Here is a 23664-nt window from a genome sequence, read left to right as displayed (position 1 = left end):
GCCGGCCTGCGGCCGCCGTGCTGCTCGCCGCAGTCGCCGTTTTTGTCCCGGCAGTCAACGCCGCGCTCACCGGGCTCACGCCCGGGCTCCTCGGCGGGGGCGCCGCCTGCTTCGCGCTCGCCGTCGTGCTCCTGGGCCGGATTCCGGTTCGGCTCACGACGCCACCTGACGGGCAGGGCGGATCGGAACCGCCATTGCCACGCCCGCCATTAAGTGCCAATGTCGAACCATGACGGAGAACTCGGCAACCACGGAAGACACCTTCACCCCGGACGTCTCCACCACCCGGAACGACGAGCTGCACCGTTACGAACTCCGTGTCGGCGACAAGCTGGCCGTCCAGGTGCGCTTCATCGACAGGCCGGGCCATATCGACTTTATCCACACGGATACCGCAGAGCAGTTCCAGGGCCAAGGGCTCGCCAAAGTGCTGGCGCACTTCGCCCTCGATGACGTGGTTGCCTCCGGCAAGCGGATTATCCCGAATTGCCCGTTCATGTACCGCTACCTGCGCAAACATGAGTCGTACCACCAGTATGTGGACTGGCCGGAGCGGGTCCCCGAGGGAGCCTGAGCGCCTGGCCCGGGGGCCGGAACGGCGTCATCGGCCTGCCCGCTTGTGGGCAGCGGACCAACCTCGTAAAGTTTGACCAGAGTTATGCAGTTGGCTCTTGGACAGGTGACTTTGGAGTACCCCATGAACCATAAACTGCGTGTGCTTGTCCGGGTGGACGTCGATCCCGCACATGTCACCCTCGAAATTACCGGCTGCGTTACGCAGTCTGACGCAGCAGCCCTCCTGCACATCGTGCGCCGCGCCTGCCGCCTCGAACCGGGCGCCGCCGTGGTCATCGACCTCCACGGCGCCTCCCACCTGGACCCTGAGGTGCTGCTGGACCTCCGGCGTCTCGCTGATGCCGGACGCCTGCCCGCTCCCGATGCCGGGGGCTCCGCAGAGGCCGGGCCGCTTCGTTTCGCCCTCGACGAGCCGGCGGTGCTGCCAATCTGCCTTGTGCACGTCGGCGCCGACGCCGAAGTCCTCGCCGGACTCGACACCGACTACCGCCCGGCCCCGGTCGCCGTCGCCGGGAACGGAGACAGCGAAGCTGCCGGACTGCTCGACGTCGGGCCCGGCTCCGGATCCGACTCCGGGCTGGGGGAGGCCAACAGCCCGCTGGCCGCGGAAACCGGCGGCCCCAGCGACCTTGGCTCCATCGACGGGCTGGCGCTTTCGGAGTACTTCGAGGGAACGCTGGATCCTGTGGCCACGGTCCGGGCACTGTCCGACACGGCGCTGTGCCGGCTCGCGGACGCTCTCTACCGCCACCTCGACACCAGCAGCCCGTCTTTCGGGGCGCACACCTGGTACGAGCTTGCGGCCGAAGAGCTTCAGAACCGCCACCTGCTCGATGACGGTGACCCGGCAGGGGACGAACTGGCGCAAGACACGGCCCTGGCCTGAGCCGGGACGAGACTAGGCTGTCGCTATGAACCCTCAAACAGCCTCTACATCCGGCAGCACAGCCCTGGTCACGGGCGCGACGGCAGGCCTTGGCGCCGAGTTCGCCCGCCAGCTCGCCGAGCAGGGCCACCGCGTGGTGCTCGTGGCCCGCGATGCCGGCCGCCTCGCGGCCACCGCGGCGGAGCTGGAGAACAGCTACGGGACCGCGACGGAGACGATCGCCGCGGACCTGACCGACGACGCCGGGATTGCCGCCGTCGTCGCGCGCCTCAGTGACCCCGCGCGGCCGGTGGAGATCCTGGTCAACAACGCGGGAATCGGCCTGCTGCGGCCCTTCGAGGACAACGACATTGCCGAGGAGAAGAAACACCTGAAGCTCCATGTCGAAACCGCCATGGAGCTCAGCCATGCCGCCCTGCAAGGCATGCTCGGGCGCCAGTCCGGCAGGATCATCAACGTCGCCAGCGTTGCGGCCTTCCTGCCCCGCGGCACGTACTCGGCAGCGAAGGCCTGGCTGCTGAGTTTCTCGCGCTCGGCCAACATGGCCTATGCGGCGCGCGGGGTGAAGGTCACCGCCGTTTGCCCCGGCTTCACCCACACCGAGTTCCACGACCGGATGGGGATGGACAAGACGGCGACGCCGCGCTGGATGTGGCTCGAGGCCCGGCAGGTGGTCAGCGAGGGACTGGCGGACAACGCCAAGGGCAAGGCCGTCTCGATCCCCAGCAAGCGCTACAAGGTCCTGACCTCGGTTTCGCGGGTGCTGCCCTCAAAGCTCGTCGCCGGGCCGGCGCGGCGCGCCAAGTAGCCGCCGGGTACGTCAGCGGACGGCCGGGCGCCGTCGGCGGATCAGTACGACGACGGCGATCCCGACGGCGGCGCCCACCAGTGTCTCGACGGCCCGTTCGGTCACCAACACGCCGGGATCGGCCGGCGCGGCAAGCTGTCCGACCAGCAGGATCACCGGGGTGAAGGAGACCATGGCAAGGCCGTAGTGCCGGGTCATGAACAGCTCGGTGCTGAACTGCAACACGATCACGAGGCAGACCAGGACGGCGGCCTCCTGCCCGGGGAAGGCCAGCAGCGGTGACCCCGGCCACGGGAACAGGACCGCCGCGACCACCACGAGGCCGATCAGGGTGCCGACAATCCGGTGGATGCCGCGGTACACGCTGCTGGGCAGGTCCGCCCCGGCAAGCGGCACCGCCGCCGCGGCCATGGCCCAGTGCGGGTGGCCGCTGCCACTGAGGACCCCCAGGGTGCCGGCGCCGCCGACAGCGGTGACGTAGCGGGCGGCATGCAGCCACGCCGCCCGGCGCCCTGCCCCGCGCAGTATTATGACGTCCCGCCGCCTCCCGCGCTGCCAGGTGCGGCCGACAAACCAGCCGCCAAAGCCGACCAAGATGGAGAACGCGGCCGATCCCGCGGCGAGGAGAAGGCCCGTCTGCCAGGGGGCGGCGGCGGGAACGGAGGCGCACGCGCCCAGGGCCAGGATCCCGAAGAAGGGACCGGCGGGTTTCAGGGCAGTCTTGTCCGTGAACAGCGAGCCCACGCCGGCGAACGCGGCCTCAATGATCACCAGGGCCCACGAATGAATGTGGTGGGCCGAGAGGAAGACGCCGACTCCTACGCCGGCAACCAGAAGGACAGCCGCCTGGCCTTGATGGCGGAGCCGGAGCTGGTGCGGCTCGGTGCGGCCGTACATGCCGGTCAGCGCGCCGAAAACGGCGTAGCCGGCCAGCTCGGGGCGACCGGCTGCCAGGAGCGCCAGGGACGGAACGGCCACGCTGATCGCCATCCGCCAAGCCGACACGTGGTCCTTGTTAGCCGGGGACAGGGTGTGCAGCGAACGGATGTGGTGCAGCAGGGACATCACAACCGCCTTTCCGGTTCCTGTGGTTTCAGTGGTTCCCCGGATCCCGGGGGTTCGCGGGGGCCCGGCGCCCGGGTGCTGATAGCGGTTCGGACACGCCTAAGGCCTGCCCGGATGCGTCCCCCAACGGGTAAGCATCCGGAACAGGCCTCAAAGGGCGGGGCTGTCAGCTACGTAGCCTGGACTGCTGCTGCCGGTCCGGTCGGACCGGTCGGACCGGCAGGCTTAGGCTGTGGCCGGGACTTTCTCGGCTTCCCCGCGCCCTGCGGTGGAATCGACGGCCGGTGCGACCATGGGCATGTCCATGTGCTCGAGGTCGATCAGCGGGTTCTCGTCCTGCGTCGCGACCAGCTCGCGGGCCTCAGCCTGGGTGTCCACGCTCGGCATGGAGCCGGGCAGCGGCATCTGGGCGGATTCCTTGAGGAAGTAGATCGCTACTGCGCCGATCGCCGAGGTGGCCATCAGGTAGTAGGCCGGCATCATGTCGTTGCCGGTTGCGCTGATCAGGGCGGCAACGATGAACGGCGTGGTGCCGCCGAAGATGGCCACCGAGAAGTTGTACGCGATGCCCATGGCGCCGTAACGGCTGGCCGTCGGGAACTGGGCCGGCAGGGCCGACGCCAGGTTGGCCACGTAGAACGTCACGGGGAAGGCAATCAGGGAAAGGCCGGCCAGCGTGGACCAGATTTCACCGATGCCGATCAGCAGGAAGGCGGGGGTGGCGAGGACGACGGTGCTGATGGCGCCGATCCACAGCACGGGGCGGCGGCCGATCCGGTCGGAAAGCTTGCCGGTCAGCGGGATGCAGAGGCTCATGATGACCAGCACGGGGATGGTCAGCAGCGTGCCGTGCAGCTCGTCGTAGCCCTTGGATTCCGTCAGGTACGTCGGCATGTAGGAGGTCAGTGCGTAGCCGGCGGTGTTTGCCGCCGCGACCAGGATCATCGCGACGATGAGGGAGCGCCAGTACGCCTTCACGATGCCCACCGGGCCCTTGGAGGCTGTGATGTCCGAGGCGGTTGCGTCCTTGGCGAGGTTCTCCTGGGCATCCAGGGTTGCCTGGAACTGGGGGGATTCCTCGATCTTGCTCCGGAAGTACACGGCGATCAGGCCGAGCGGGCCGGCAAGGAGGAACGGGATGCGCCAGCCCCACTGCTCCATGGTGTCCTGGCCGAGGGTCAGCTGCAGCACCGAAACGAGGGCCGCGCCAAGGGCGAAACCGAGATAGCTGCCCATGTCCAGGAAGCTGGCGAAGAATCCGCGGCGCTTGTCAGGGGCGTACTCGCTCACAAAGGTCGTGGCGCCGGCGTATTCACCGCCGGTAGAGAAGCCCTGGATAACTTTGAACAGGACCAGCAGGACCGCAGCCCAGATGCCGATCTGTGCGTAGCCGGGCAGGAGCCCGACGGCGAAGGTGCTGGCGGCCATGATCATCAGGGTCGCGGCGAGGACCTTCTGGCGGCCGATCTTGTCGCCAAGCCAGCCGAACACGACTCCGCCGAGGGGGCGGGCGATGAAGGTGGCGGCGAAGGTTCCGAGCAGGAACAGGGTCTGGACGGACTTGTCCGCCTCCGGCAGGAACACCGGTCCCATGGTGGTGATCAGGTAGCCGAACACGCCGACGTCGTACCACTCCATGGTGTTACCCACGATGGTGCCGCCGAGTGCCTTCTTGAGCATCGGCTGGTCGACAACGTTGACGTCGGACTCGCGGAGTCGACGGCGACGTAGCTTCGGTTTCTTCACACCCTTGGGTGCGCCTTGGTTGGTTCTGCTGGCGTCGATGACGCCTGCTGAAGAGTCGGTCGTGCTTCGGTCTGTGGGCATTTGGGAAGCTCCTAGGGAGATCATTTGCTTGCGACTTGTAGCTGCCCCGCTCTGGGCAGGCTTTCAATTTTACGGGAATTCTCTGGAGTTTCCGAGTTGTGTGCCGTATGATCGCCCATTTCGGGTGCGAATTGGGGGCAATTCACTAATTTCTTTTGCCCGCTTTTACCGCGCGGATACTGGGAACCGGCCATCCCCGCGGCGCCGCGCCCAAAATTTTCCGCGCCAGCCCTCGATTGCGGGGGTTTCCGACGGGATTCGGGCCGCCGGAAAGTCAGACGGCGGGCGCTACAGACATCTCCCCGGGGCAGTCCTACGATTGATGGACACTTCATTTCACAGCGGTTAATTACAGCGGAAAGGAAGATCAATGGCGGATCATCAGTTCGGAGAAGAAATCGAGCCCGAGGTCGCGAGCCATCTGGCGCAGTCCATGGCTGAAGCCCCGGGACCCGAGGCCCTGCACCACGCTCCCCCCGGGCCCGGTCAAGGACAGCAATGGCCGGACGGCAGCGGCAAGCAGCGGCACCCCAAGGACCGCGACAGCGCCCGCGGGCGGCAGGGCCAGCAGGTGGCCGCCGGCGCCATGCACCGGCAAAGCCGTCCGCAGCTGCCCCACCACGACTAGCCCCATCACCGCTGGCCCCCACACGGCTAGGGGCCGGCGGCAGGGTCTGCGACGACGTCGGCTGGCGCTTTATCCAGGCGCCAGCCACGCCACACCGGGTGCCGGAGCTTCCCGCTGCCGGTCCATTCCCCGAAGGTGACCTCGCCGACGAGTTTTGCGCTCACCCAGTTGGCGTCTGCCGCGTCAGCGTCCGGCACGTCCCGGAACGGGGAGGTCTTCCGTGGCAGGGCGTCGAGTTGTTGCCTGAGTTCCTTGAGTTCACGGGTGCTGAAGCCGCTGCCCACCCGGCCCACATACCGTAGTTTCGAGCCGTCCGGAATTCCCAGCAGCAGCGAGCCCACGGATTCCCGGCGGCCCCCTTTCCCGGGCCGCCAGCCGCCCACCACCACCTCCTGGGTCCGTTCAACCTTGAGCTTGAGCCAGGACCGGCTGCGCTGGCCGACGTAGCGCCCGTCCGTGCGCTTGGCCATGACCCCCTCGAGGCCGAGCTCGGCGGCGCTTTCCAGGATGTGCGCGACGTCGCCATCGATCACGCCGGAAAGCTCCACCGGGGCGGCGGAAGGGCGGAAGAACTGCTCCAGCCGGCGGCGCCGCTCACTCAGCGGCTGGCGCCGCAGGTCCTCGCCGGCGTCGAAGAGCAGATCGAACAGCATCAGCCGCACGGGCGTCGACTGCTGCGCCCGGGCGACGTCGGCGGCCCTGCTCAGTTTCATCCGGCCCTGCAGCAGCCCGAAGTCGGGCCGGCCGGAGCGGCCGACGGCGATGATCTCGCCGTCGGCGACGAAGCCCTGCTCCGGCCAGCAGGACCGGTCCGTCAGCTCGGGGTAGCTCACTGACATGTCGATGCCGTTGCGGCTGATGAGCCGGACCGTCGTTGCGTCGCCGATCACCAGGGCCCGCACCCCGTCCCACTTGAGCTCGATCTGCCAGTCCAGGTCCGGAAGGTCCGCCACCGTCCCGGATGTGGCCAGCATCGGGCTGAATCCGGAGGCGTGGGGGGCACGTTCGTTGCCGGCGGCGGTTTCCGCTCCGCCCTCGCGGTGGCCGCGGCCGTCCGCTGAGCCGTCCTCCCCGCCGTCGTCCGCTGCCTCGTCGGTGTCTTTGTCCGTATTGTCCGCTGTGCCGGCCGGGCGCGGCGGGCCGGGACGGCCTTGAGGGCCCGCCGGGTCCATCAGGTGGATCAGCCACTGGTCATCGGCCCGGCCGGTGTGGATCAGGGCGAACCTGCGCGGTCCGCCGAGGCCGCCGCCCTCCGCGCCGGTCAGGGTGGCGATGACCTCCTTGCCCGCGATCCATTTTTCGCATTCGTAGTGTCCGTGGTCCCAGATGCTGACCGTCCCGGCGCCGTACTGGCCCTTGGGAATGTCACCCTCGAAGTCGGCGTAGTCCAGCGGGTGGTCCTCGGTCTGGACCGCGAGGTGGTTCTTGGTTTTGCTGGTCGGGACGCCCTTGGGCAATGCCCAGGACACCAGCACGCCGTCGCGTTCCAGCCGGAAGTCGTAGTGGAGCCGGCTGGCGTGGTGCTCCTGGATGACGAACTTCTCCTGCCGTGTCCCGCCGTCGTCCCCGGCGTGGTGCCGGTCCGCGGTGAAGGGCTCGGGAGTGGCCGCCCTGTCCCGTTTGGTGCGGTACTTTTCCAGCCGCGGATCGGCGTCGCCGCCGTCGCCGGCCGGCTCGGGAGGGATTTCGGCCCGTCCGCTGAGCCGGTGGTCCGCCTGGCGGTCCGGCGCGTGCGCCGCCGGGGCTCCGGCGCCGTGCCGGCCGCCGGAAACCGGGGCGAACGGATCCTTGCCGGCTGCGACGCGCTTCATCACCTCCTGGAAATCCAGCTGGTGCAGGGACGCGGAACTGAGTTCCCGCCATGTGCGCGGGGCGGCCACCGTCGGCCGGAGCCGGCCGCGCAGCGAGTACGGCACGATGGTGGTCTTGGCGGCGTTGTTCTGGCTCCAGTCCACCAGTACCTTGCCCGTGCGCAGGGTCTTTTTCATGTCGCTGACGGCGAGATCCGGGTGGTCTGCCTCGAGCGAGCGGGCCAGTTCGCGGGCGAAGTCGGAAATCCGGTCCGAGCTCTGGGACCCGTCCAGGGCCGCGTAGAGGTGGATGCCCTTGCTGCCGCTCGTCACCGGCACGGGGTCCAGGCCAACGTCCTGCAGGATGGTGCGGGCCAGCCTGGCCACCTCCACGCACTCCGCCAGTCCCGCGCCTTCGCCCGGGTCCAGGTCCAGCACCAGCCGGTCGGGCGGCATGGCGTTGCCGTGGGAGTCAACCCGCCACTGCGGCACGTGGATCTCCAGGGCCGCGATCTGGGCCAGCCAGGTGAGGGTGGCGGGATCATTGACCAGGGGATATTGGATGGTCCGGTCCTTGTGCGTGATGGCGGCACGGGGCACCCAGCCAGGCGTTGAATGGTCCAGGTTCTTCTGGAAGAACATCTCCCCGGGGGCATCGGCGGTCCCGACGCCGTGGACCCAGCGCTTGCGCGTGGCCGGCCGGTTGCGGGCGGCGGGGATCAGCACCGGCGCGACGGCGGCGTAGTAGGCCAGGACGTCGGCCTTGGTGGTGCCAGTCTCCGGGTACATGATTTTTTCCAGGTTGGTGAGCACCAGTTCGCGCCCGTCCACGCGGACGCGTTCCTTACCGTTGGGCAAAACCCTTCACCTCCGCGCAACTGTGATGTTCACTTGATCCATGAGAGCCATCTGGAAAGGCGCAATAGCGTTCGGGCTGGTCAACGTGCCGGTCAAGGTCTACAGCGCCACCGAGGACCACGACATCAGCCTCCACCAGGTCCACAACGCCGACGGCGGCCGGATCCGCTACCAGCGCCGTTGCGAGGTCTGCAGCAAGATCATCGACTACGAGGACATCGACAAGGCCTACGAGGACGACGGCCGCACGGTGGTCCTGACGCGCGACGAGCTCAAGTCCATCCCGGCGGAAAACAGCCACGAAATCGAAGTGGTCCAGTTCGTTCCGGTCGACCAGCTCGATCCGATGATGTTTGAAAAGAGCTACTACCTTGAACCCGACTCCAAGTCGCCCAAGGCCTACGTGCTGCTGCGGCGCGCCCTCGAGGACACGGACCGGGTGGCAATTGTGCAGTTCGCGCTGCGGGACAAGACCCGGCTTGGCGCGCTGAGGATTCGTGACGAAGTCCTGGTGCTGCAGTCGCTGCTGTGGGCCGACGAGGTCCGCGAGGCCAGCTTTCCAGCACTCGAGACTTCCATCCGGATCTCGGCGCAGGAACGCGAGATGTCCGCGGCCCTGGTTGACTCGATGGCCTCCGACTTTGAGCCGGACCAGTTCACGGATGATTACCAGGAGCAGTTGCGCCAGCTGATTGAGGCCAAGCTGGACAAGGGGGAGTCGCTGGACACGGAGGAGACCTTCGGCGCCCCCGCCGAGGCCGGCGAGGGCGAAGTTATCGACCTGATGGAAGCCCTCAAGCGCAGCATCGAGAAAAAGCGCGGCGGTGGGCCGGCGGAGACTCCTGCCGGGGGCTCCGGTTCTGCTGCCAAGGCCGCCCCGAGGACCTCCGCCAAGACGGCGGCAGCCAAGTCCACAGGCACTAAATCCACGGCCGCCAAGACGGCGGCATCCACGACTGGTTCCAAGTCTGCGGCGGCTTCCAAGGCTGAAGCGGCGCCCAAAGTGACGGCGTCGAAGACGGCGCGAAAGCGTGCCTGAGCCCGGGTGCCGGCTGGCGCCGTCGTGCACGTTAATCAGGAGTTCCGCAGGGCGGAGATGAGCTCGCTCTTCTTCTTGGCCGAGTAACCTTTGAGGCCGATCTCCTTGGCGCGTGCCTTCAGCTGCGGCACCGTCCAGTCCTCGTAGTCACCGGCCTTGCCGCCCTTGCGGCCGACCGAGGAACGGCCCCGCTTGGCGGCGGCGTTGGAGATCCTGGCCGCTTTTTGCTTGGAGGCGCCGTCCTCGAGCAACTTCTCATAGAGCTCGGGGTCCTTGATGCTGGGGCTCTCTGAGCCTTGGGGCTCGCCCTTCTTCGTTGGCATGGCTGCGCGATCATCTCCTTCGGCCGGGAACCACATGGGCGGCGGCCCGCGGTCGGTGCCGCCGGGGATTCCAAACTAGCCGCGCCGCGGGGCCGTGACAAGCATTTGCTAAGGCCCCTTATAAAAGTTGCCTGACGGTCCGCCGCCAGAGCAAAGCGGCAGGCAACGCGAAGGCCCGGCCGGCCCCTGATCGGGGGCGGCCGGGCCAACTGAAGCTGCCGGTGTTCCGGCGCGGGGCCGGAAGCTGAGGCTATTCGGCGTCGTGATCCGTCTCAAGGATCTGCACGAGGCGGTCAAGTGCGGCGTCGGCGCCCTCACCTTCGGCACGCAACACCACAACTTCGCCGTGCGATGCGCCGAGGCTCATCAGCGACAGGATGCTGGCGGCGTCCATCGCCTCGTCCTCGGGCTCGCCCAGCCGGGCAATCGTGATCTCGAGGTTGTCGAACTCGCCTGCAGCCTCGGCGAAGATGGCGGCCGGACGGGCGTGCAGCCCGACCCGGCTGGCAATGGTGGCGTTACGTTCGGTCATTTCTGCTCCTTGAAGTCAGCTTGGGTGTTTGTCAGCTGTGAGTATCTGCTGGGAAAATCGTCCTGGTTCAGGCGGCAACGGGAACCGTTTCCACCGTATCAACAGGCTTCTTGACTGCCCAGCGCTTGAGCCCGATCACGGCGAAGGCGCCGACAACGGTACCGGCCGCAATGGCGATGCAGAACCACAGGAACGAATCGATCGCGAAGAAGACGAAGATTCCGCCGTGGGGGGCCTTCGAGCCCACGCCGGCCGCCATCGAGATGGCACCGGTCACGGCGCCGCCGAGCATGCTGGCGGGGATGACGCGGAGCGGGTCCGCGGCGGCGAACGGGATGGCGCCTTCGGTGATGAAGGAGGCGCCCAGCAGCCAGGCGGCCTTGCCGTTTTCCTGTTCCGCCAGGCTGAAGAGCCTCTTGTTCAGCACGGTCGCGGCCAGTGCCATGGCCAGCGGCGGGACCATGCCGGCGGCCATGACGGCCGCCATGATCTGCCACGGGGCCTGGTTGGTGATGGAGGCTGCGCCCAGGCCGGCGACTGCGAAGGAATAGGCAACCTTGTTGACGGGACCGCCGAGGTCGAAGCACATCATCAGGCCCAGGATGACGCCCAGGGCGATGGCGCTGGCACCGGTGAGGCCGGACAGGAACTCGTTGAGCCCGACAGTGACCCGGGCGATGTAAGCGCCCAGGAACACGAACAACAGGCCCGACGCCGCGAGCGACGCCACGAGCGGGATAACGACCACCGGCATCAGGCCGCGCAGCCAGCGGGCCACATGGAGCTTGCCGATCGAATGGGCCACGTAGCCGGCGATCAGGCCGCCCACGATGCCGCCGAGGAACCCTGCGCCCATGAAGACGGCAACGGCGCCGGAAACGAAGCCCGGGGCGATGCCGGGCCGGTCAGCAATGGCGTAGGCGATGTAGCCGGCCAGCGCGGGTACGAGGAAGCCCAGGGACAGGGCGCCGATCTTGAAGAGCACGGCCCCCAGGTAGGCGCCCAGCGGGCCCCAGGCCAGTTCCGGGTACGCGGTGGGCAAGTTCGTGAGGCTGTTCTCCGCCAGGATCTTGTCCGCGAAGGCGGTGATGTTGTAGCCACCCAGCAGGAAGCCGAGGGCGATCAGCAGACCGCCGCCAGCCACGAACGGGATCATGTAGCTGACACCGGTCAGGAGGGCCTTCTTCAGCTTCGTGCCGATGTGCTCGCTCTTTTCCTCGGCGGCCATCTCGGCCTGCTCCTCGGCGCCGAAGTGGGGCACGCGGTGGGCGTGCGGGTTGTCCGCGGCGGCGAGAGCCTCGGCGACCATCTTGTCCGGTTCGTCGATGCCGCGCTTGACCGGCGCGTTGATCACCGGCATGCCGGCGAAGCGCTCCTTGCCGCGCACGTCGACGTCCACGGCGAAGATCACGGCATCGGCGGCTGCGATCACGGCGGGGTCGAGGGCCTTGGCGCCGGAGGATCCCTGGGTTTCGACCTGCAGGTCCACGCCGACTTCCTTGGCCGCGGCGACGAGCGAGTCGGCGGCCATGTAGGTGTGGGCGATGCCGGTGGGGCACGCGGTGACGGCGACGAGGCGCTTGGGCCCCTTGGCCTTCGCCGCGCCGGCACCTTCACCGGTTGCGGCCGCCGCGGCTGAGGCGCCGGCCGCGGATGCGGCGCCGGTCGCTTCGGCAGCGGTGTGGGCGGCCGGCTTGTCCGCCAGGGCGGCGTCGACGAGGTCGACAATTTCCGCCTGGGAGGTCGCGGCGCGCAGGCTGGCCGTGAAGTCCTTTTTGATCAGCGACCGAGCCAGCTTCGAAAGCAGCTTCAAGTGGTCCTGGTCCGCGCCCTCGGGAGCGGCGATGAAGAAGATGATGTCCGCTGGCCCGTCCTTGGCGCCGAAGTCGACCGGCTGGGACAGCCGCGCCATCGCCAGGGTGGGTTCGGTGACCGCCGTCGAGCGGCAGTGCGGGATCGCGATGCCGCCCGGGACGCCCGTGGCGGTCTTGGATTCCCGGGCGAAGGCGTCGGCGAAAAGCCCTTCGGCCTCGGTGGCGCGTCCGGTGGCTGCAACCCTGCCTGCCAGATGCCGGATCACGTCCTCGGGCGAGCTGCCCAGATTCTGGTCGAGCTCGACCAGTTCGGTAGTAATGAGCTGTGTCACTGTCAATCCTTCCGGAGGGCCGTGATGGTTACGGCATCAGGGGTGGTTTGGTTGACTGCCGGGACAGTGGAGCCAGGCAGGGAAGCGGCGGCGGCACCATGGGCCACCGCCTGACGGAGGCAATCGACCGGGGCGGCGCCCTGGCTGGATGCGAGCAGGTATCCGGCCAGCGAGGAATCGCCGGCGCCGACAGTGCTGACCGCGGTGACCGGCGGGTGCGTGGCCAGCCACGCGCCGTCGGCCGTCACAAGAACGGCACCCTTGGAGCCGAGGGTGGCCAGTACGGCACCCACTCCGGAGCGCACGACGGCGGAGGCGGCAGCTGCTGCAGCCTCCGGGTCCGCTTCGAGCTCCTCGGCGGACTTGTTCGTGGCGAAACCGGCTGCGGCAGCCAGTTCCACCAGTTCCTCGGCGTTGGGTTTCAAGAGGTCCGGTTTTCCCGAGGTGTCGCCGGAGACCGCTGCGGCGAGGGGTTCGCCGGATGAATCGACGGCAACCCGTGGTGCGGCCTCGCCGTCGAACAGGGACCGCAGCCGCCGGGTGACGGTTGCGTAGAAGTCGGCCGGGACCCCGGGTGGGAGCGAGCCGGCCAGGACTACCCAGGCGGCACCGCGGGCGTGGTCCAGCAGCAGGCTGATCAGGGCCTCCTGCTGCTCCTCGCTGAGCGCCGGTCCGGGTTCGTTGATCTTGGTGGTGACGCCGCCGGGCTCGGTGAGGGCCACGTTGCTGCGCAGCGGCTCGCCAATCGGCAGGGCCGCGAACGGAACGTCGGTCTCCCGCAGGCCGGTGAGGACGGGGTCGGCCTCGGCGCCGGGGAGAACGGCGACTGTCTTCAGCCCCGACGCGACGAGGGCGCGCGAGACGTTGACTCCCTTGCCGCCGGATTCCTGGCGGACGGAGATGGCCCGCTGAACTTCCCCGCGGAGGAGGGGGCCGGGCAGCGCCACGGTGCGGTCCAGGCTGGGGTTGGCGGTGAGGGTGACAATCACGCGACCACCACCTCCACTCCGGCTTCCGCAAGGGCGTCGGCGAGTTCCCGGCTGGGCTGCGAGTCTGTGATCACGGTGTCCAGATCTTTCAACGAGGCGAACTGGACCAGCGTTTCCGCGTCCAGCTTGGAGGAGTCAGCCAGCACCACAATGCGGCGCGCTGATTGGACGAAGGCAGCCTTGACAGCGGCTTCTTCAGGATCGGGTGTGCTCAGCCCGAAGGCTGCATGGATGCCGTTGGTGCCGATGAAGGCGATGTCCGGGCGGATCCGGCGGGCGGCTTCCACCGTGGACTGGCCGACGGCGGCCTGGGTCAGGCCGCGGACCTTGCCGCCGAGCAGGTGCAGGGCGATTCCGGGTCCGCCGGACAGCCGGGACGCGATGGGCAGGGAGTGGGTGATGACGACGAGTTCGGCGTCGGACCCAGATGCCGGAACGGTGCCCTGCGCGGCGGCTCCGGCGGCCCGGGCGGACAGGAGTTCGGCGAGGGCCTCCGTGGTGGAGCCGGCGTCGATCAGGATGCTGCCGGTGAGGCCCTGGGGAATGAGGGCCAGGGCGGCCTCGGCGATCCGGGTCTTTTCGGGCTGCCGCTGGACGGTCCGTTCCAGGATGCTTTCTTCCGTGGTGCTGAAGCGGTCCGGGGAGACCGCGCCGCCGTGCACCCGGCGGACGCTTCCGGAGGCTTCCAGGGCGGCGAGGTCCCGGCGGATGGTTTCGGTGGTGATGCTGAAGCGCTCGGCCAGGTCCGTGACGCTGGCCCGGCCGCTGGCGTAGATGAGCCCCACGATCAGCTGCTGGCGTTCTTCGGCGAACACTTACCCTCCATTGCGTACTGCGTCTGACTTGGCTTTCGTTCTTGCCGTGCGTTGGGCTGGAAATGCGCCCCGGCCGCTTCGGTGACTCCCGTCACATGAAGTGGAATTATTTGACTTTATCTTTGTTCTTGTTGGTTTGTCAATGAAAAACCACATGAACGCAGAAGGGTGGGCTTCGCCGCGGGACATGCCCAGTGGCCGGGCCGGGCGCCGGGGGGCATGTCCAGTGTTGGGGCCGGGCGCCGGGGGACATGTCCAGTGTTGGGGCCGGGGAGTGGGCCCTTGGGGAATATGTCCATGGGCCGCCGCGGGGGCTGGGCATGTGCCGCTCTTGGGGTGGTTGCGGGCCGGGCGCCGGGGGACATGTCCAGTGTTGGGGCCGGGGAGTGGACCCGGATGGCGGAAGCCGGGCCCGACCTCGAGGTCCGGCCCGGCTTCCGGGTCGTTGGATTCCGCGCCGCTTAGTGGGTGCGGGGAAATCTCAGATGCCTGCGTCGCGGCTCTCATTGCGGGTGATGGTCTCGCCGGTGTTGGGGTCTACTACCGTGCGGCTTTCGCTGACCCGGCGCGTGCGGCCGCGTCCCGGGCCGGCGAGGACGAGAGAAGCGATGAGTCCAATCACGCCGACCGCCATCAGGATGTAGCCGATCATGGCCTGGTTCACATTGGGGATCAGCCCCGGGGCGACGGCCCAGGCGAGGATGGCGCCGATGGCGATGAGGAAGATTGCGGAACCGATTCTCATAACGTGCTCCTTGATGGCCGGGGGGCGGACTGATGATGATAAGCATGCTGTCCAGCGTCACGCTACAACCCCGCCCCTACTGTTTCAATGAAGCGCCCTCCGCCCCGCGGGGAAAATTTCCGCGCCGGTTTCGGCCAGCCGCGCCTTTTCCGGACGGATGCGCCAGGGATCCGGGGGGGCGGAGGTCCGCTTACGCCGCGGAAACCGCGGAGCGCGGCCCCGTGCGGGGCGGGACGCGTGGCGGTGCTGGATAGGCTGAGCCAATGGAGACGGTGATCTGGTCAAAACCCGAACACGAACGCGGCGGCACCCCGCTGCTGGTGATGCTGCACGGCTACGGTACGGACGAATTCCGCATGTCCAAGCTGTTCGCTTCCCTGCCGGCCGAGTTCAGCTGCGCCGCCCTGCGTGGACCCAAAGACATTGGAGACCACTACGGCTGGTTCCTGCTGGACTATTTCCTCACCCACGACTTTGCCGACGTCATCGCCTCCACGAACGCGGTCTTCGCCTGGATCGAGTCGGTCAAAGCCCGGCACAGCAGCGTCAGCCTGTTCGGATTTTCGCAGGGGATGGCGATGGCCAGCACGCTCCTGCGGCTCCGGCCGGAACAATTCCGCGCAGCTGTGGGGCTCTCGGGTTTTGTCCTGGACAACGAACTGCTGGCGATGAGTGAATCGTTCACCGCCCGGCCGCCGTTCTTTTGGGGCCGGGACAAGGGCGACGTCGTCATCAACGACGCCGCTACCGAGCACACCGAGGCGTGGCTGAACCGGAATACCCAGCTCACGGCCAGGACCTATCCGGGCATGGGCCACACGATTTCGAAGGCCGAACTCGTGGACGTCGGTGCGTTCCTGCGGCACTACGTCCTGCGCTGACCGTGCGCTGACCAAGGCGCTACGTGCTGCGTGGCCAAGGCGCTGACCCAGGCGCTGACCAGGGCGCCCGCCCGGCCCCGCCACCCCCCGCCAAGCAAGCCTGCCAACCAGTCCTCAGTCCGCTGCCAAACTCCGGATCATCCACTTGCATGCCAAATATGTAAGCGCTTACAATCGACCTCGGCCATGAACACCGGGCCCACTACTTCGGGGGGAAGAAAGGGCTGAGCCCGTGCCGCAGGCCAACACCCCGCGCGTGAGAATCCAGGACGTCCCCGCGCTCCCCGGACTCTCCATCTGCACCGTCTCATCCGGACCTCGTGCTCGACGCCGGCTCCAGCATCGAACTCGGCCGGCTGGCCATGGTGGAGCTGGTGAAAATCCCCAGGATGCCGTCCGCGATCCTCGCTGGTTGCGACGGGACAGCCTGCTGTGCGCTCATGGCCATGCGGGCGCCCGGTTTGTCAGCGCCGGAAAACGTGTCCATCATAGGAATAGACGATCATCAGATGAGTTGGTTCCTGGGCCTGACCACAATTGCCCAGCCACTGGCCGACCAGGGCGCGTTCGCGGCCAACCTGCTGATTGAAAGACTTCATCGCTCAGGACTTGCCAATCCGCCGCCTGCCAGTCCGCCGTCGAACCATCTGCCGGACACCACATTGGTAGAGCGCACCGGCACACGCCGACGCTGATCCGCACGGCGTCCGACGCCGGAACGGCCCCAAACGAGCAGCCCTGAACTGCCTGCCTTAGACCATCGCTTTGACCAAACCGTCTTGCCTGCCCGTCGTCTGAAAGGACCTCGACTCATGACTGTAGTTCCCGACACCTCCGGCCTCGCCGGTGCGCTCTCCGGTGCAACCGCCATCCTTTTTGACCTCGACGGCGTCCTGACCCCCACCGCCGTGGTGCATGAGCACGCCTGGAAGCAGCTCTTTGACGGCTTCCTGGCCTCGGTCCCCGGTGCTGAGCCGTACCGTGAGAGCGACTATTTCGATCACATCGACGGCAAGCCGCGGTTTGACGGCGTCCGGGACTTCCTGGCCTCCCGCGGGATTGTGCTGCCCGAGGGCCCGGTGAACGACGAGCCCGCGCATGACACCGTCCACGGACTCGGCAACCGCAAGAACAAGGTCTTCAACGACATCGTCGAGGCCGGCGGAGTCCAGCCGTACGAGGGCTCCGTCCGGCTGGTTGAGGCTGCGCTGGCCCGCGGGCTCAAACTCGCCGTCGTCTCCTCTTCCCGAAACGCCCCTGCCGTGCTGAAGGCTGCCGGCCTGTCCGACTACTTCCCGGTGGTGGTCGACGGCGTTGTCGCCGTCGACGAAGGGCTGCCCGGCAAACCCAGCCCGGCCACCTACGAATACGCCGCGCGGCTCTTGGGCCTGCCAAGCCAGGAGTGCGTCGTGGTGGAGGATGCCGTCTCCGGCGTCCAGGCCGGCAGCGCGGGAGATTTCCGCTCGGTGATCGGCGTCGACCGCGGCGCCGGCCGGCAGACCCTGCTCGACGCCGGGGCCACAGTCGTGGTCAACGACCTCGCCGAACTGCTCTAGCCCGGCCCGCCCAGCCCACTGCCCACTCCCGCCGAAGGAACCCCCTAAACCATGGCTCTCATCACCTCGGACCGCGCCCGGTTCCCCAACGATCCCTGGCAGCTGGTCGAGACCGTTCACCTCCCCGGCAACGCCGGCACCCTGGAGACCCTGTTCAGTCTCGGCAACGGGCACCTGGGCATCCGCGGCGCGCACTGGGGTGCCGCGGACGCCGAACTTCCGGGCAGCTTCATCAACGGCTTCCACGAGACCTGGGACATCAAGCACGCGGAAAACGCGTACGGCTTCGCCCGCACCGGCCAGCGGATCCTCTACGTCCCGGACGCCAACAACTTCACCGTCATCATCGACGGCGAGCCGCTGAGCCTGGAAGAGTCCACCGTGCTGGACTACCGCCGCTCGGTGGATTTCGCCACGGGTATCTACGAGTGCCGGATCACCTGGCAGTGCCGCTCCGGTGCGACCGTGACCACCACCGAACGGCGCGCCGTCGGCTACGCAACCCGCGGGGCGCTGGGCATCAGCCTCGAAGTGGCGGCCGACCGGGATATCTCCGCGGACGTCACGTCCTCGGTCATCAACCGCCAGGACCAGCCGGTGGAGGACCACTCCGCCCATGATCCGCGCCGCGCCGGCCGGCACGCGGGCCGTGTGCTGCTGCCCCTGCGGCTCGACGGCGGGGACGGCTCCCTGCGCCTGTCCTGGGAAGCCTCGGAATCCAAGCAGCGGCTCGGGATGGCCGTGGATCACTGGACCTCGGCCGGCGTGCAGCCGTTCGACACCCAGGTGGATCAGGACGACAGCAGCGTGCGCTACGTGCTCGCCGTCAGCGCGGACGCACCGTTCCTGCTGGAGAAGAGCGTCAGCTACGCCGTGGGCCAGGCCGCCGAGGACCTCGCCGACAGCGCCGAAGCCAGCCTCAAGCCGGTCAGCGAGATCTTCGCCGAGAGCGAGGACCACTACCGCGCCTACTGGAGCACGAGCGACATCGTCCTGGCGGGCCAGACCGAGCTCCAGCAGGGCGTGCGCTGGAACCTCTTCCAGCTCGCGCAGGCCACGGCCTGCGCCGATGTGGCCGGCATCCCGGCCAAGGGCGTGTCCGGCTCCGGCTACGACGGCCACTACTTCTGGGACCAGGAGGTGTACCTGCTGCCCTACCTGACCTACACGAACCCGGGCAACGCCCGCCAGGTCCTGGAATTCCGCCACGACCTGCTGCCCGAGGCGAAGATCCGCGCCAAGGAGCTCAGCGTCGACGGCGCCCTCTTCCCCTGGCGCACCATCAACGGACTCGAGGCCAGCGCCTACTACGCGGCCGGCACCGCGCAGTTTCACATCGCCGCCGCGATCGCCTTCGCGACCAACCGGTACATCTGGGCCAGCGGGGACACCGAGTTCCAGGCCACCCTGGGCTCCGATCTGCTGATCGAGACTGCACGGATGTGGGTCTCACTCGGCTTCTTCGGCAAGGACGGACTGTTCCACATCCACGGCGTCACGGGCCCCGACGAGTACACCGCCGTCGTCAACGACAACCTGTACACGAACGTCATGGCGCGCTTCAACCTGCGCGCCGCGGCGGCGCTGGACCACCCGGAGATCGACGACGCCGAACGCCAGCTCTGGGAGCAGGCAGCCAACCGCATGCAGCTGCCCTACGACGAGGACCTCCAGGTCCATTCCCAGGACAACGACTTCATGACGCTGGAACCGTGGGACTGGACCACGCCCCGGTCCAAGTACCCGCTCCTGCTGCACTTCCACCCGCTGGTGATCTACCGGCACCAGGTCCTTAAACAGGCCGACACCGTGCTGGCCATGTTCCTGCAGTGGCAGGACTTCACCGCCGAGGAAAAGCGCCGCGCCTTCGATTTCTACGACCCCATCACCACGGGCGACTCCACGCTGTCCGCCTGCGTCCAGGGCATCATGGCGGCCGAGGTCGGCTACGGCAAGGCCGCGCTGGACCACTTCACCCACGCCCTGTTCATCGACCTCGACGACACCCACGGCAACACGATCGACGGCGTCCACATCGCCTCCACCGGCGGGGTGTGGAGCTCGCTGGTCAGCGGCTTCGCCGGGCTGCGGGACCAGGGCGCGGTGCCGTACTTCGATCCCCGGCTGCCTGCCGAATGGGACGGCCTCGAGTTCCACCTGAAGATCCAGGGCAGGCTCCTGCACGTCGGGCTCGAGCAGGATTCGATCAGCCTGACCGTCCGCGACGGCGCGCCGCTGGAAGTCGACGTGCGGGGGGAACTGCTCACGGTCGACGGCGGCCCGGTCCGGGTCCCGCTGGCGCCCGTCACCGCCCCGGAACCGACCATCTTCCCCAGCGGCCTTCCGACGTCGTCGATCCCGGTGGTGCGCGCCGCAGTCTAAACCGGGCCGGGCTGTCCTGGTCCGGAGGATTCGGCAGGGGTCGGGGCGTCGGCGGGCTCCTCACCGCCGGCGAGGGGGTGGGCCAGTTCATCGGCCGGCATCCGCGCCACGGCCATCGCGACGACGGCCATCGCCGGGCACACGGTCCCGGCGACGAGGAAGATCAGCCACACCGGCAGCACCTCGGCGGCCGGACCGGCGAGTGCCATGGAGACCGGCATGAGGGCCAGGGATACAAAGAAGTCCAGGCTCGAGACGCGGCCCAGCAGATGCGGCGGCACCCGGCGCTGGAGCAAGGTTCCCCAGATCACCATGCCCACGCCGCCGGTGGCGCCGAAGATGAAGAGGGCGGCGGCCACGGCCCAGAAACTGTCCATGATTCCGACGGCGGCGATCGGCAGGCTTCCCGCTCCCCAGGACACCATCATCACGGTGAGGTAGCGGCGCGGGAGGGGAAAAGAAGCCGTGGCCAGCGAGGCTGCGGCACCGCCCACGCCCATGATGGCGAGCAGGAAACCGAACATGCGCGCGTCCCCGCCGAGCTGGTCCCGGACCACGAAGGGGATCAGGACCTCGATGGGGCCGATCAGGAACAGCACCGAAATGCAGGCCCAGAGCAGGGTCCAAAGCAGCCAGGGCGTCCGGACGGTGTAGCTGACGCCCTCGCGGAGGTCGTGGCGCAGGGACGTCTTGGCCCGTGACTGGCCAGATTCGGTAGCCTCTCCGCTGGCCGGGACCCCTGCCGCGGGCTGGCGGTGGAGGAGGTTCAGGATGCAGAAGGCCACCAGATGGCAGGCCGCCACTCCGGTGACGGCGTAGGCGGGGGACAGGGCCGCCACCAGGATGCCCGCAACGGCCGGTCCGGCGGCCTGCTGCAACAGCGGCCGCATGGTGCCTTCCAGGCCGTTGGCCGCCAGCAGGTCCTCGGGCGGCAGGATCCGCGGCAGGATGGCGGAGTAGGCGGGGAAGAAGAACGCAGCCCCGACGCCGAGCACGAAGGCCCCAAGCGCGAGATGCCACAGCTCGAGCAAGCCGGCCAGGGCCAGCCCGCTGACAGCGGCAACGACGGCGAGGTTGGCGCCCTCGACCGCGATGATCAGGAGCCGCTGGGGCAAACGGTCCGCGGCGATGCCGCCGGCCAGCAGAAACGTCACCAGCCCGACGCTGCCCGCCGCGGCCACGACCGAAAGCTCCAGCGGTCCGCCGCCCAGGTGGATCACCTCGTAGACCATCGCGACGGCCCACATCCCGGAACCGAAGATGGAGATGGCCAGCGCCGTGATCAGCACCCGGTACTCCCGGTGCGCGAAGGGGCGGAGGGCTCGCAGGGCGGGCATGGGCCCAGTCTAGTAGCCAGCCGCGCGACCGGGTTGAGACGCCTCCGGGGCGCAGCGGCGACCCCGCCTGCCTGCCCGTGTGTAGTGTTAAGTGCACTTAGTTTTATGGTTCCGACGAGAGGCGATCATGGCCAAGCGCAGCAACCCGGCAATGAAGATTGCCCAGGAAACAGCCCACAGCGCGATGTTCGACGCCGCAGGCCAGCCCCGGCCCGGCCTGCACAAGGTGCTCCTGCGGGCGGTTGAAGTCCAGCGGCCGCTGGTGCTGGCCAATATCCGCAGGCTTCAGCGCAGGCATCCGCACGCCACCGCGGCGCAGCTCGCCGCCATCCTGGAGCGCGACTACCTGCTGGCCGTCACCGGCGGCGGTGCGCTGGTCGGCGGGGCTGCCGTGATTCCGGGCGTCGGAACTGCGGCCGCACTGGGTCTCTCGGCCGCCGCAGCAGTCGGGTTCCTCGAAGCCACCGCACTGTATTCCACGGCTCTTGCTGAACTGCACGGCATCCGGATGGTGGACCCGGACAGAGCCAGCACCCTGGTCATGGCGGTCATGCTGGGCGAGGAAGGCACCCAGCTGCTGAGCTCGCTCAGCGGACAGGCGGCGGGCCGGGGCAAGGGGCCCACCCAGGCGTGGACCGCGGCCTTCACCCGCCGCGTCCCTCTTGCCGGCTTCGGTACAGTGCGGGCCAAGATGCAGACGATGTTCCTGCGCTCCCTGCTCAAGACCCAGGGCACAGCCTGGCTGGGCCGTGCCCTGCCCTTCGGTATCGGCGCCGTCGTAGGCGGCGTGGGCAACCGGGTGATGGGCCATGCGGTCGTCGCGAACGCCAAGGAAGCCTTCGGGCCCATCCCGGACACGATTCCGGGAGAACTGCAGGCCCTTGCGGAAACCACCGGCCCGGCCGCGCTCTACGAAACTTCCCTGGACGCGCAGCCGGACGGCGGCGCGTCGGGCGGCGGCACCCAGGACAGCGGCCGCCCGGACGGCGGCACCCGGGGCAGCGGCGCTCCGAAGACTTCAACGAAGGACGGCGGCACGTTTTGGATCTGAACACTGACCTGGGGGAGTCCTTCGGGACCTGGACCAAGGGCGCCGACGCCGCGATGTTTCCGCTGGTCACGAGCGCCAGCGTGGCCTGCGGGATGCACGCCGGGGACCCTGTGACCATGCTGGACACCTGCCGGGCGGCGTACGAGCTCGACGTCAACGTCGGTGCCCACATCGGCTACCCGGACCTGGCCGGCTTTGGCCTGCGCTCGCTGGATATGACCTTTGACGATCTCTTCGGCGCGGTCCTCTACCAGCTCGGGGCGCTCGACGGCGTCGCCCATGCCGTGGGCGCCTCGGTGGACTACGTCAAGCTGCACGGGGCGCTCTACGACCGCACCGTGCACGACGGCGAGCAGGCCTCCGCCGTGATCGCCGCTATCCAGGCCTACGATCCCGGGCTGCCCGTCCTCGGCTTCCCCGGCTCAGCCCTGCTGGAAATCGCCAAGGAAGCCGGGCACCCCGTCTTCTCCGAGGCCTTCGCCGACCGTGCCTACTTCCCCGACGGCACCCTCGTGCCGCGCACCGAGGTGGGGGCGGTGATGCTCGACGCCGGACAGGTTGCCGAGCGGGCGGTCAGGCTCGCCACAAAGGGCGAAATCGAGGCCGTCGACGGCACCGTGCTCCGGATCGAGCCGCAGTCGCTGTGCCTGCGGGCGGAAACGCCGGGCTCCGTCAGCGTGGCCGCTGCCGTGCGGGCCGCGCTGGAGGCCGCTGGAGTGGAGCTCGAGACCTTCGCCTAGGGCGTGTCTCCTAAAACTTGGGCTGGTTGTTCGGGATGCCTGATGGGTGTCTCGTACTTCTGTTTTGACTGATGGTCAGTGGGCTCGCATTCAGCCGTTGCTGCCGACTTCTGATGGCCGCTGGGGTCGTCCGTTCCGGGATGACCGGCGGGTGGCGGAGGGCATCATTTACCGGTACCGGTGCGGGATCGCCTGGTGGGATGTGCCGGCCGAGTTCGGTCCGTGGCAGACGATCTGGAAGCGTCACCGCCGCAACAGCGGTGACGCTACTTGGGACAGGATCCTCGCTGGCCTGCTGACGGTCGCGGACTCTCAGGGTGAAGTGGACTGGTCGGTTTCGGTGGACTCGACGGTCAACCGCGCTCATCAGCACGGCACCAATCTTCACCACAGGGGGCCGGGTCGAATTACATGAATCTGTTTGGTGAAACGGACGATCATGCGATCGGCCGTTCCCGCGGCGGGCTGAGTACCAAGATCCACGCCCTGGTCGACGGCGAAGGCAGGCCTTTGGTGCTGCTGGTAGCCCCCGGCCAGGGCGGAGACGCGCCGATGTTCACCCATCTGATGGACCGGCTGAAGATCAACCGATCTGGTCCGGGCAGGCCTCGCACCCGCCCGGACCGTGTCCGCGGCGACAAGGCCTACTCATCCCGGGCGATCCGGACCCACCTGCGCGACCGCAGCATC

The 23664-nt window shown here is 68.2% G+C and carries 21 protein-coding genes and 2 pseudogenes; 13 read left to right on the top strand and 10 right to left on the bottom strand.

Features of this window, described 5'->3' with window-relative positions:
• The 4 genes and pseudogenes from Y706_RS29760 to Y706_RS0110775 all read left to right on the top strand — a co-directional run.
• A pseudogene (locus tag Y706_RS29760) lies at positions 1–233 on the top strand (acyltransferase); the annotation flags it as partial.
• Positions 230–574 carry a GNAT family N-acetyltransferase gene (locus Y706_RS0110785; protein ID WP_028276599.1) on the top strand — a complete coding sequence of 115 codons (345 nt, stop codon included), beginning with the start codon at positions 230–232 and terminating at the stop codon, positions 572–574. The pseudogene Y706_RS29760 and the gene Y706_RS0110785, both read left to right, overlap by 4 nt.
• A gap of 123 nt (positions 575–697) precedes the next feature.
• The gene (locus tag Y706_RS27465; RefSeq protein ID WP_052355058.1) at positions 698–1462 is read left to right on the top strand and encodes a hypothetical protein; all 765 of its coding nucleotides are present in this window, start codon (positions 698–700) and stop codon (positions 1460–1462) included.
• A gap of 25 nt (positions 1463–1487) precedes the next feature.
• Positions 1488–2270: an SDR family NAD(P)-dependent oxidoreductase gene (locus Y706_RS0110775; RefSeq protein WP_028276598.1), complete on the top strand. Its 783-nt coding sequence runs from the start codon at positions 1488–1490 to the stop codon at positions 2268–2270.
• A gap of 12 nt (positions 2271–2282) precedes the next feature.
• Here Y706_RS0110775 and Y706_RS24930 read toward each other — a convergent pair whose 3' ends face one another.
• Positions 2283–3335, bottom strand: a complete 1053-nt coding sequence (locus tag Y706_RS24930; protein WP_043436001.1) for an FUSC family protein — start codon at positions 3333–3335, stop codon at positions 2283–2285.
• Between the two features lie 225 nt (positions 3336–3560).
• The gene (locus Y706_RS0110765) at positions 3561–5162 is read right to left on the bottom strand and encodes an MFS transporter (RefSeq protein ID WP_028276597.1); all 1602 of its coding nucleotides are present in this window, start codon (positions 5160–5162) and stop codon (positions 3561–3563) included.
• Between the two features lie 370 nt (positions 5163–5532).
• On the opposite strand from Y706_RS0110765, the gene Y706_RS0110760 reads away from it, so the two are divergent.
• Entirely contained in the window at positions 5533–5790 is a 258-nt protein-coding gene (locus Y706_RS0110760) for a hypothetical protein (protein WP_028276596.1), read from the top strand.
• 26 nt (positions 5791–5816) lie between these two features.
• On the opposite strand, the gene Y706_RS0110755 is transcribed toward Y706_RS0110760, so the two are convergent.
• On the bottom strand, positions 5817–8438 hold the full coding sequence (locus Y706_RS0110755) for an ATP-dependent DNA ligase (protein WP_253906764.1): 2622 nt from the start codon (positions 8436–8438) through the stop codon (positions 5817–5819).
• A 40-nt stretch (positions 8439–8478) separates the two neighbouring features.
• Between Y706_RS0110755 and Y706_RS0110750 the strand changes: the two genes are divergently transcribed.
• On the top strand, positions 8479–9477 hold the full coding sequence (locus Y706_RS0110750; RefSeq protein WP_028276594.1) for a non-homologous end joining protein Ku: 999 nt from the start codon (positions 8479–8481) through the stop codon (positions 9475–9477).
• Between the two features lie 35 nt (positions 9478–9512).
• On the opposite strand, the gene Y706_RS0110745 is transcribed toward Y706_RS0110750, so the two are convergent.
• The 6 genes from Y706_RS0110745 to Y706_RS0110720 all read right to left on the bottom strand — a co-directional run bounded on the left by Y706_RS0110745 (position 9513) and on the right by Y706_RS0110720 (position 15027).
• Positions 9513–9800: a DUF7218 family protein gene (locus Y706_RS0110745; protein ID WP_043436005.1), complete on the bottom strand. Its 288-nt coding sequence runs from the start codon at positions 9798–9800 to the stop codon at positions 9513–9515.
• Between the two features lie 250 nt (positions 9801–10050).
• Positions 10051–10332, bottom strand: coding sequence for an HPr family phosphocarrier protein (locus Y706_RS0110740; protein ID WP_018774864.1), 282 nt, complete (start codon positions 10330–10332; stop codon positions 10051–10053).
• A gap of 67 nt (positions 10333–10399) precedes the next feature.
• The gene (locus Y706_RS0110735) at positions 10400–12478 is read right to left on the bottom strand and encodes a PTS fructose transporter subunit IIABC (RefSeq protein ID WP_028276592.1); all 2079 of its coding nucleotides are present in this window, start codon (positions 12476–12478) and stop codon (positions 10400–10402) included.
• Positions 12479–12480: 2 nt separating this feature from the next.
• On the bottom strand, positions 12481–13467 hold the full coding sequence (locus Y706_RS0110730) for a 1-phosphofructokinase family hexose kinase (protein ID WP_028276591.1): 987 nt from the start codon (positions 13465–13467) through the stop codon (positions 12481–12483).
• Positions 13464–14282, bottom strand: a complete 819-nt coding sequence (locus tag Y706_RS0110725; RefSeq protein ID WP_028276590.1) for a DeoR/GlpR family DNA-binding transcription regulator — start codon at positions 14280–14282, stop codon at positions 13464–13466. The genes Y706_RS0110730 and Y706_RS0110725 overlap by 4 nt, the downstream gene beginning before the upstream one ends.
• A 481-nt stretch (positions 14283–14763) precedes the next feature.
• Complete coding sequence (locus Y706_RS0110720) at positions 14764–15027, bottom strand: DUF6458 family protein (RefSeq protein WP_018774860.1); 264 nt, start codon at positions 15025–15027, stop codon at positions 14764–14766.
• Between the two features lie 263 nt (positions 15028–15290).
• Here Y706_RS0110720 and Y706_RS0110715 point away from each other — a divergent pair, with 263 nt between their 5' ends.
• The 4 genes from Y706_RS0110715 to Y706_RS0110700 all read left to right on the top strand — a co-directional run bounded on the left by Y706_RS0110715 (position 15291) and on the right by Y706_RS0110700 (position 19846).
• Positions 15291–15908, top strand: coding sequence for an alpha/beta hydrolase (locus Y706_RS0110715; RefSeq protein ID WP_028276589.1), 618 nt, complete (start codon positions 15291–15293; stop codon positions 15906–15908).
• Between the two features lie 320 nt (positions 15909–16228).
• Complete coding sequence (locus Y706_RS28110; protein WP_253906763.1) at positions 16229–16603, top strand: substrate-binding domain-containing protein; 375 nt, start codon at positions 16229–16231, stop codon at positions 16601–16603.
• A gap of 117 nt (positions 16604–16720) precedes the next feature.
• On the top strand, positions 16721–17464 hold the full coding sequence (locus Y706_RS0110705; RefSeq protein ID WP_028276587.1) for an HAD family hydrolase: 744 nt from the start codon (positions 16721–16723) through the stop codon (positions 17462–17464).
• A 51-nt stretch (positions 17465–17515) separates the two neighbouring features.
• Positions 17516–19846: a glycoside hydrolase family 65 protein gene (locus Y706_RS0110700; protein WP_028276586.1), complete on the top strand. Its 2331-nt coding sequence runs from the start codon at positions 17516–17518 to the stop codon at positions 19844–19846.
• Here the strand turns inward: Y706_RS0110700 and Y706_RS0110695 are convergent.
• A complete protein-coding gene (locus Y706_RS0110695; protein WP_028276585.1) occupies positions 19843–21183 on the bottom strand; it encodes an MFS transporter in 1341 nt (446 codons plus the stop codon). The two genes, Y706_RS0110700 and Y706_RS0110695, sit on opposite strands and share 4 nt — an antisense overlap.
• 127 nt (positions 21184–21310) lie before the next feature.
• On the opposite strand from Y706_RS0110695, the gene Y706_RS0110690 reads away from it, so the two are divergent.
• From Y706_RS0110690 to Y706_RS30185, 3 genes and pseudogenes are all read left to right on the top strand, one after another.
• Positions 21311–22234 carry a hypothetical protein gene (locus Y706_RS0110690; RefSeq protein ID WP_028276584.1) on the top strand — a complete coding sequence of 308 codons (924 nt, stop codon included), beginning with the start codon at positions 21311–21313 and terminating at the stop codon, positions 22232–22234.
• Positions 22225–22974 (top strand): 5-oxoprolinase subunit PxpA, encoded by a 750-nt coding sequence (locus Y706_RS0110685; RefSeq protein ID WP_028276583.1) that lies wholly within the window; start codon positions 22225–22227, stop codon positions 22972–22974. Before Y706_RS0110690 ends, Y706_RS0110685 begins: the two co-directional genes overlap by 10 nt.
• Positions 22975–23020: 46 nt before the next feature.
• Positions 23021–23664 (top strand): annotated as a pseudogene (locus Y706_RS30185) (IS5 family transposase); the annotation flags it as partial.

Origin of the sequence: Arthrobacter sp. I3 (assembly GCF_000520575.1) — a bacterium.
Classification (GTDB): Bacteria; Actinomycetota; Actinomycetes; order Actinomycetales; family Micrococcaceae; genus Arthrobacter; species Arthrobacter humicola_A.
Note: the sequence above shows the minus strand (reverse complement) of the source record. Positions and strands in the feature narration are given on the sequence as shown.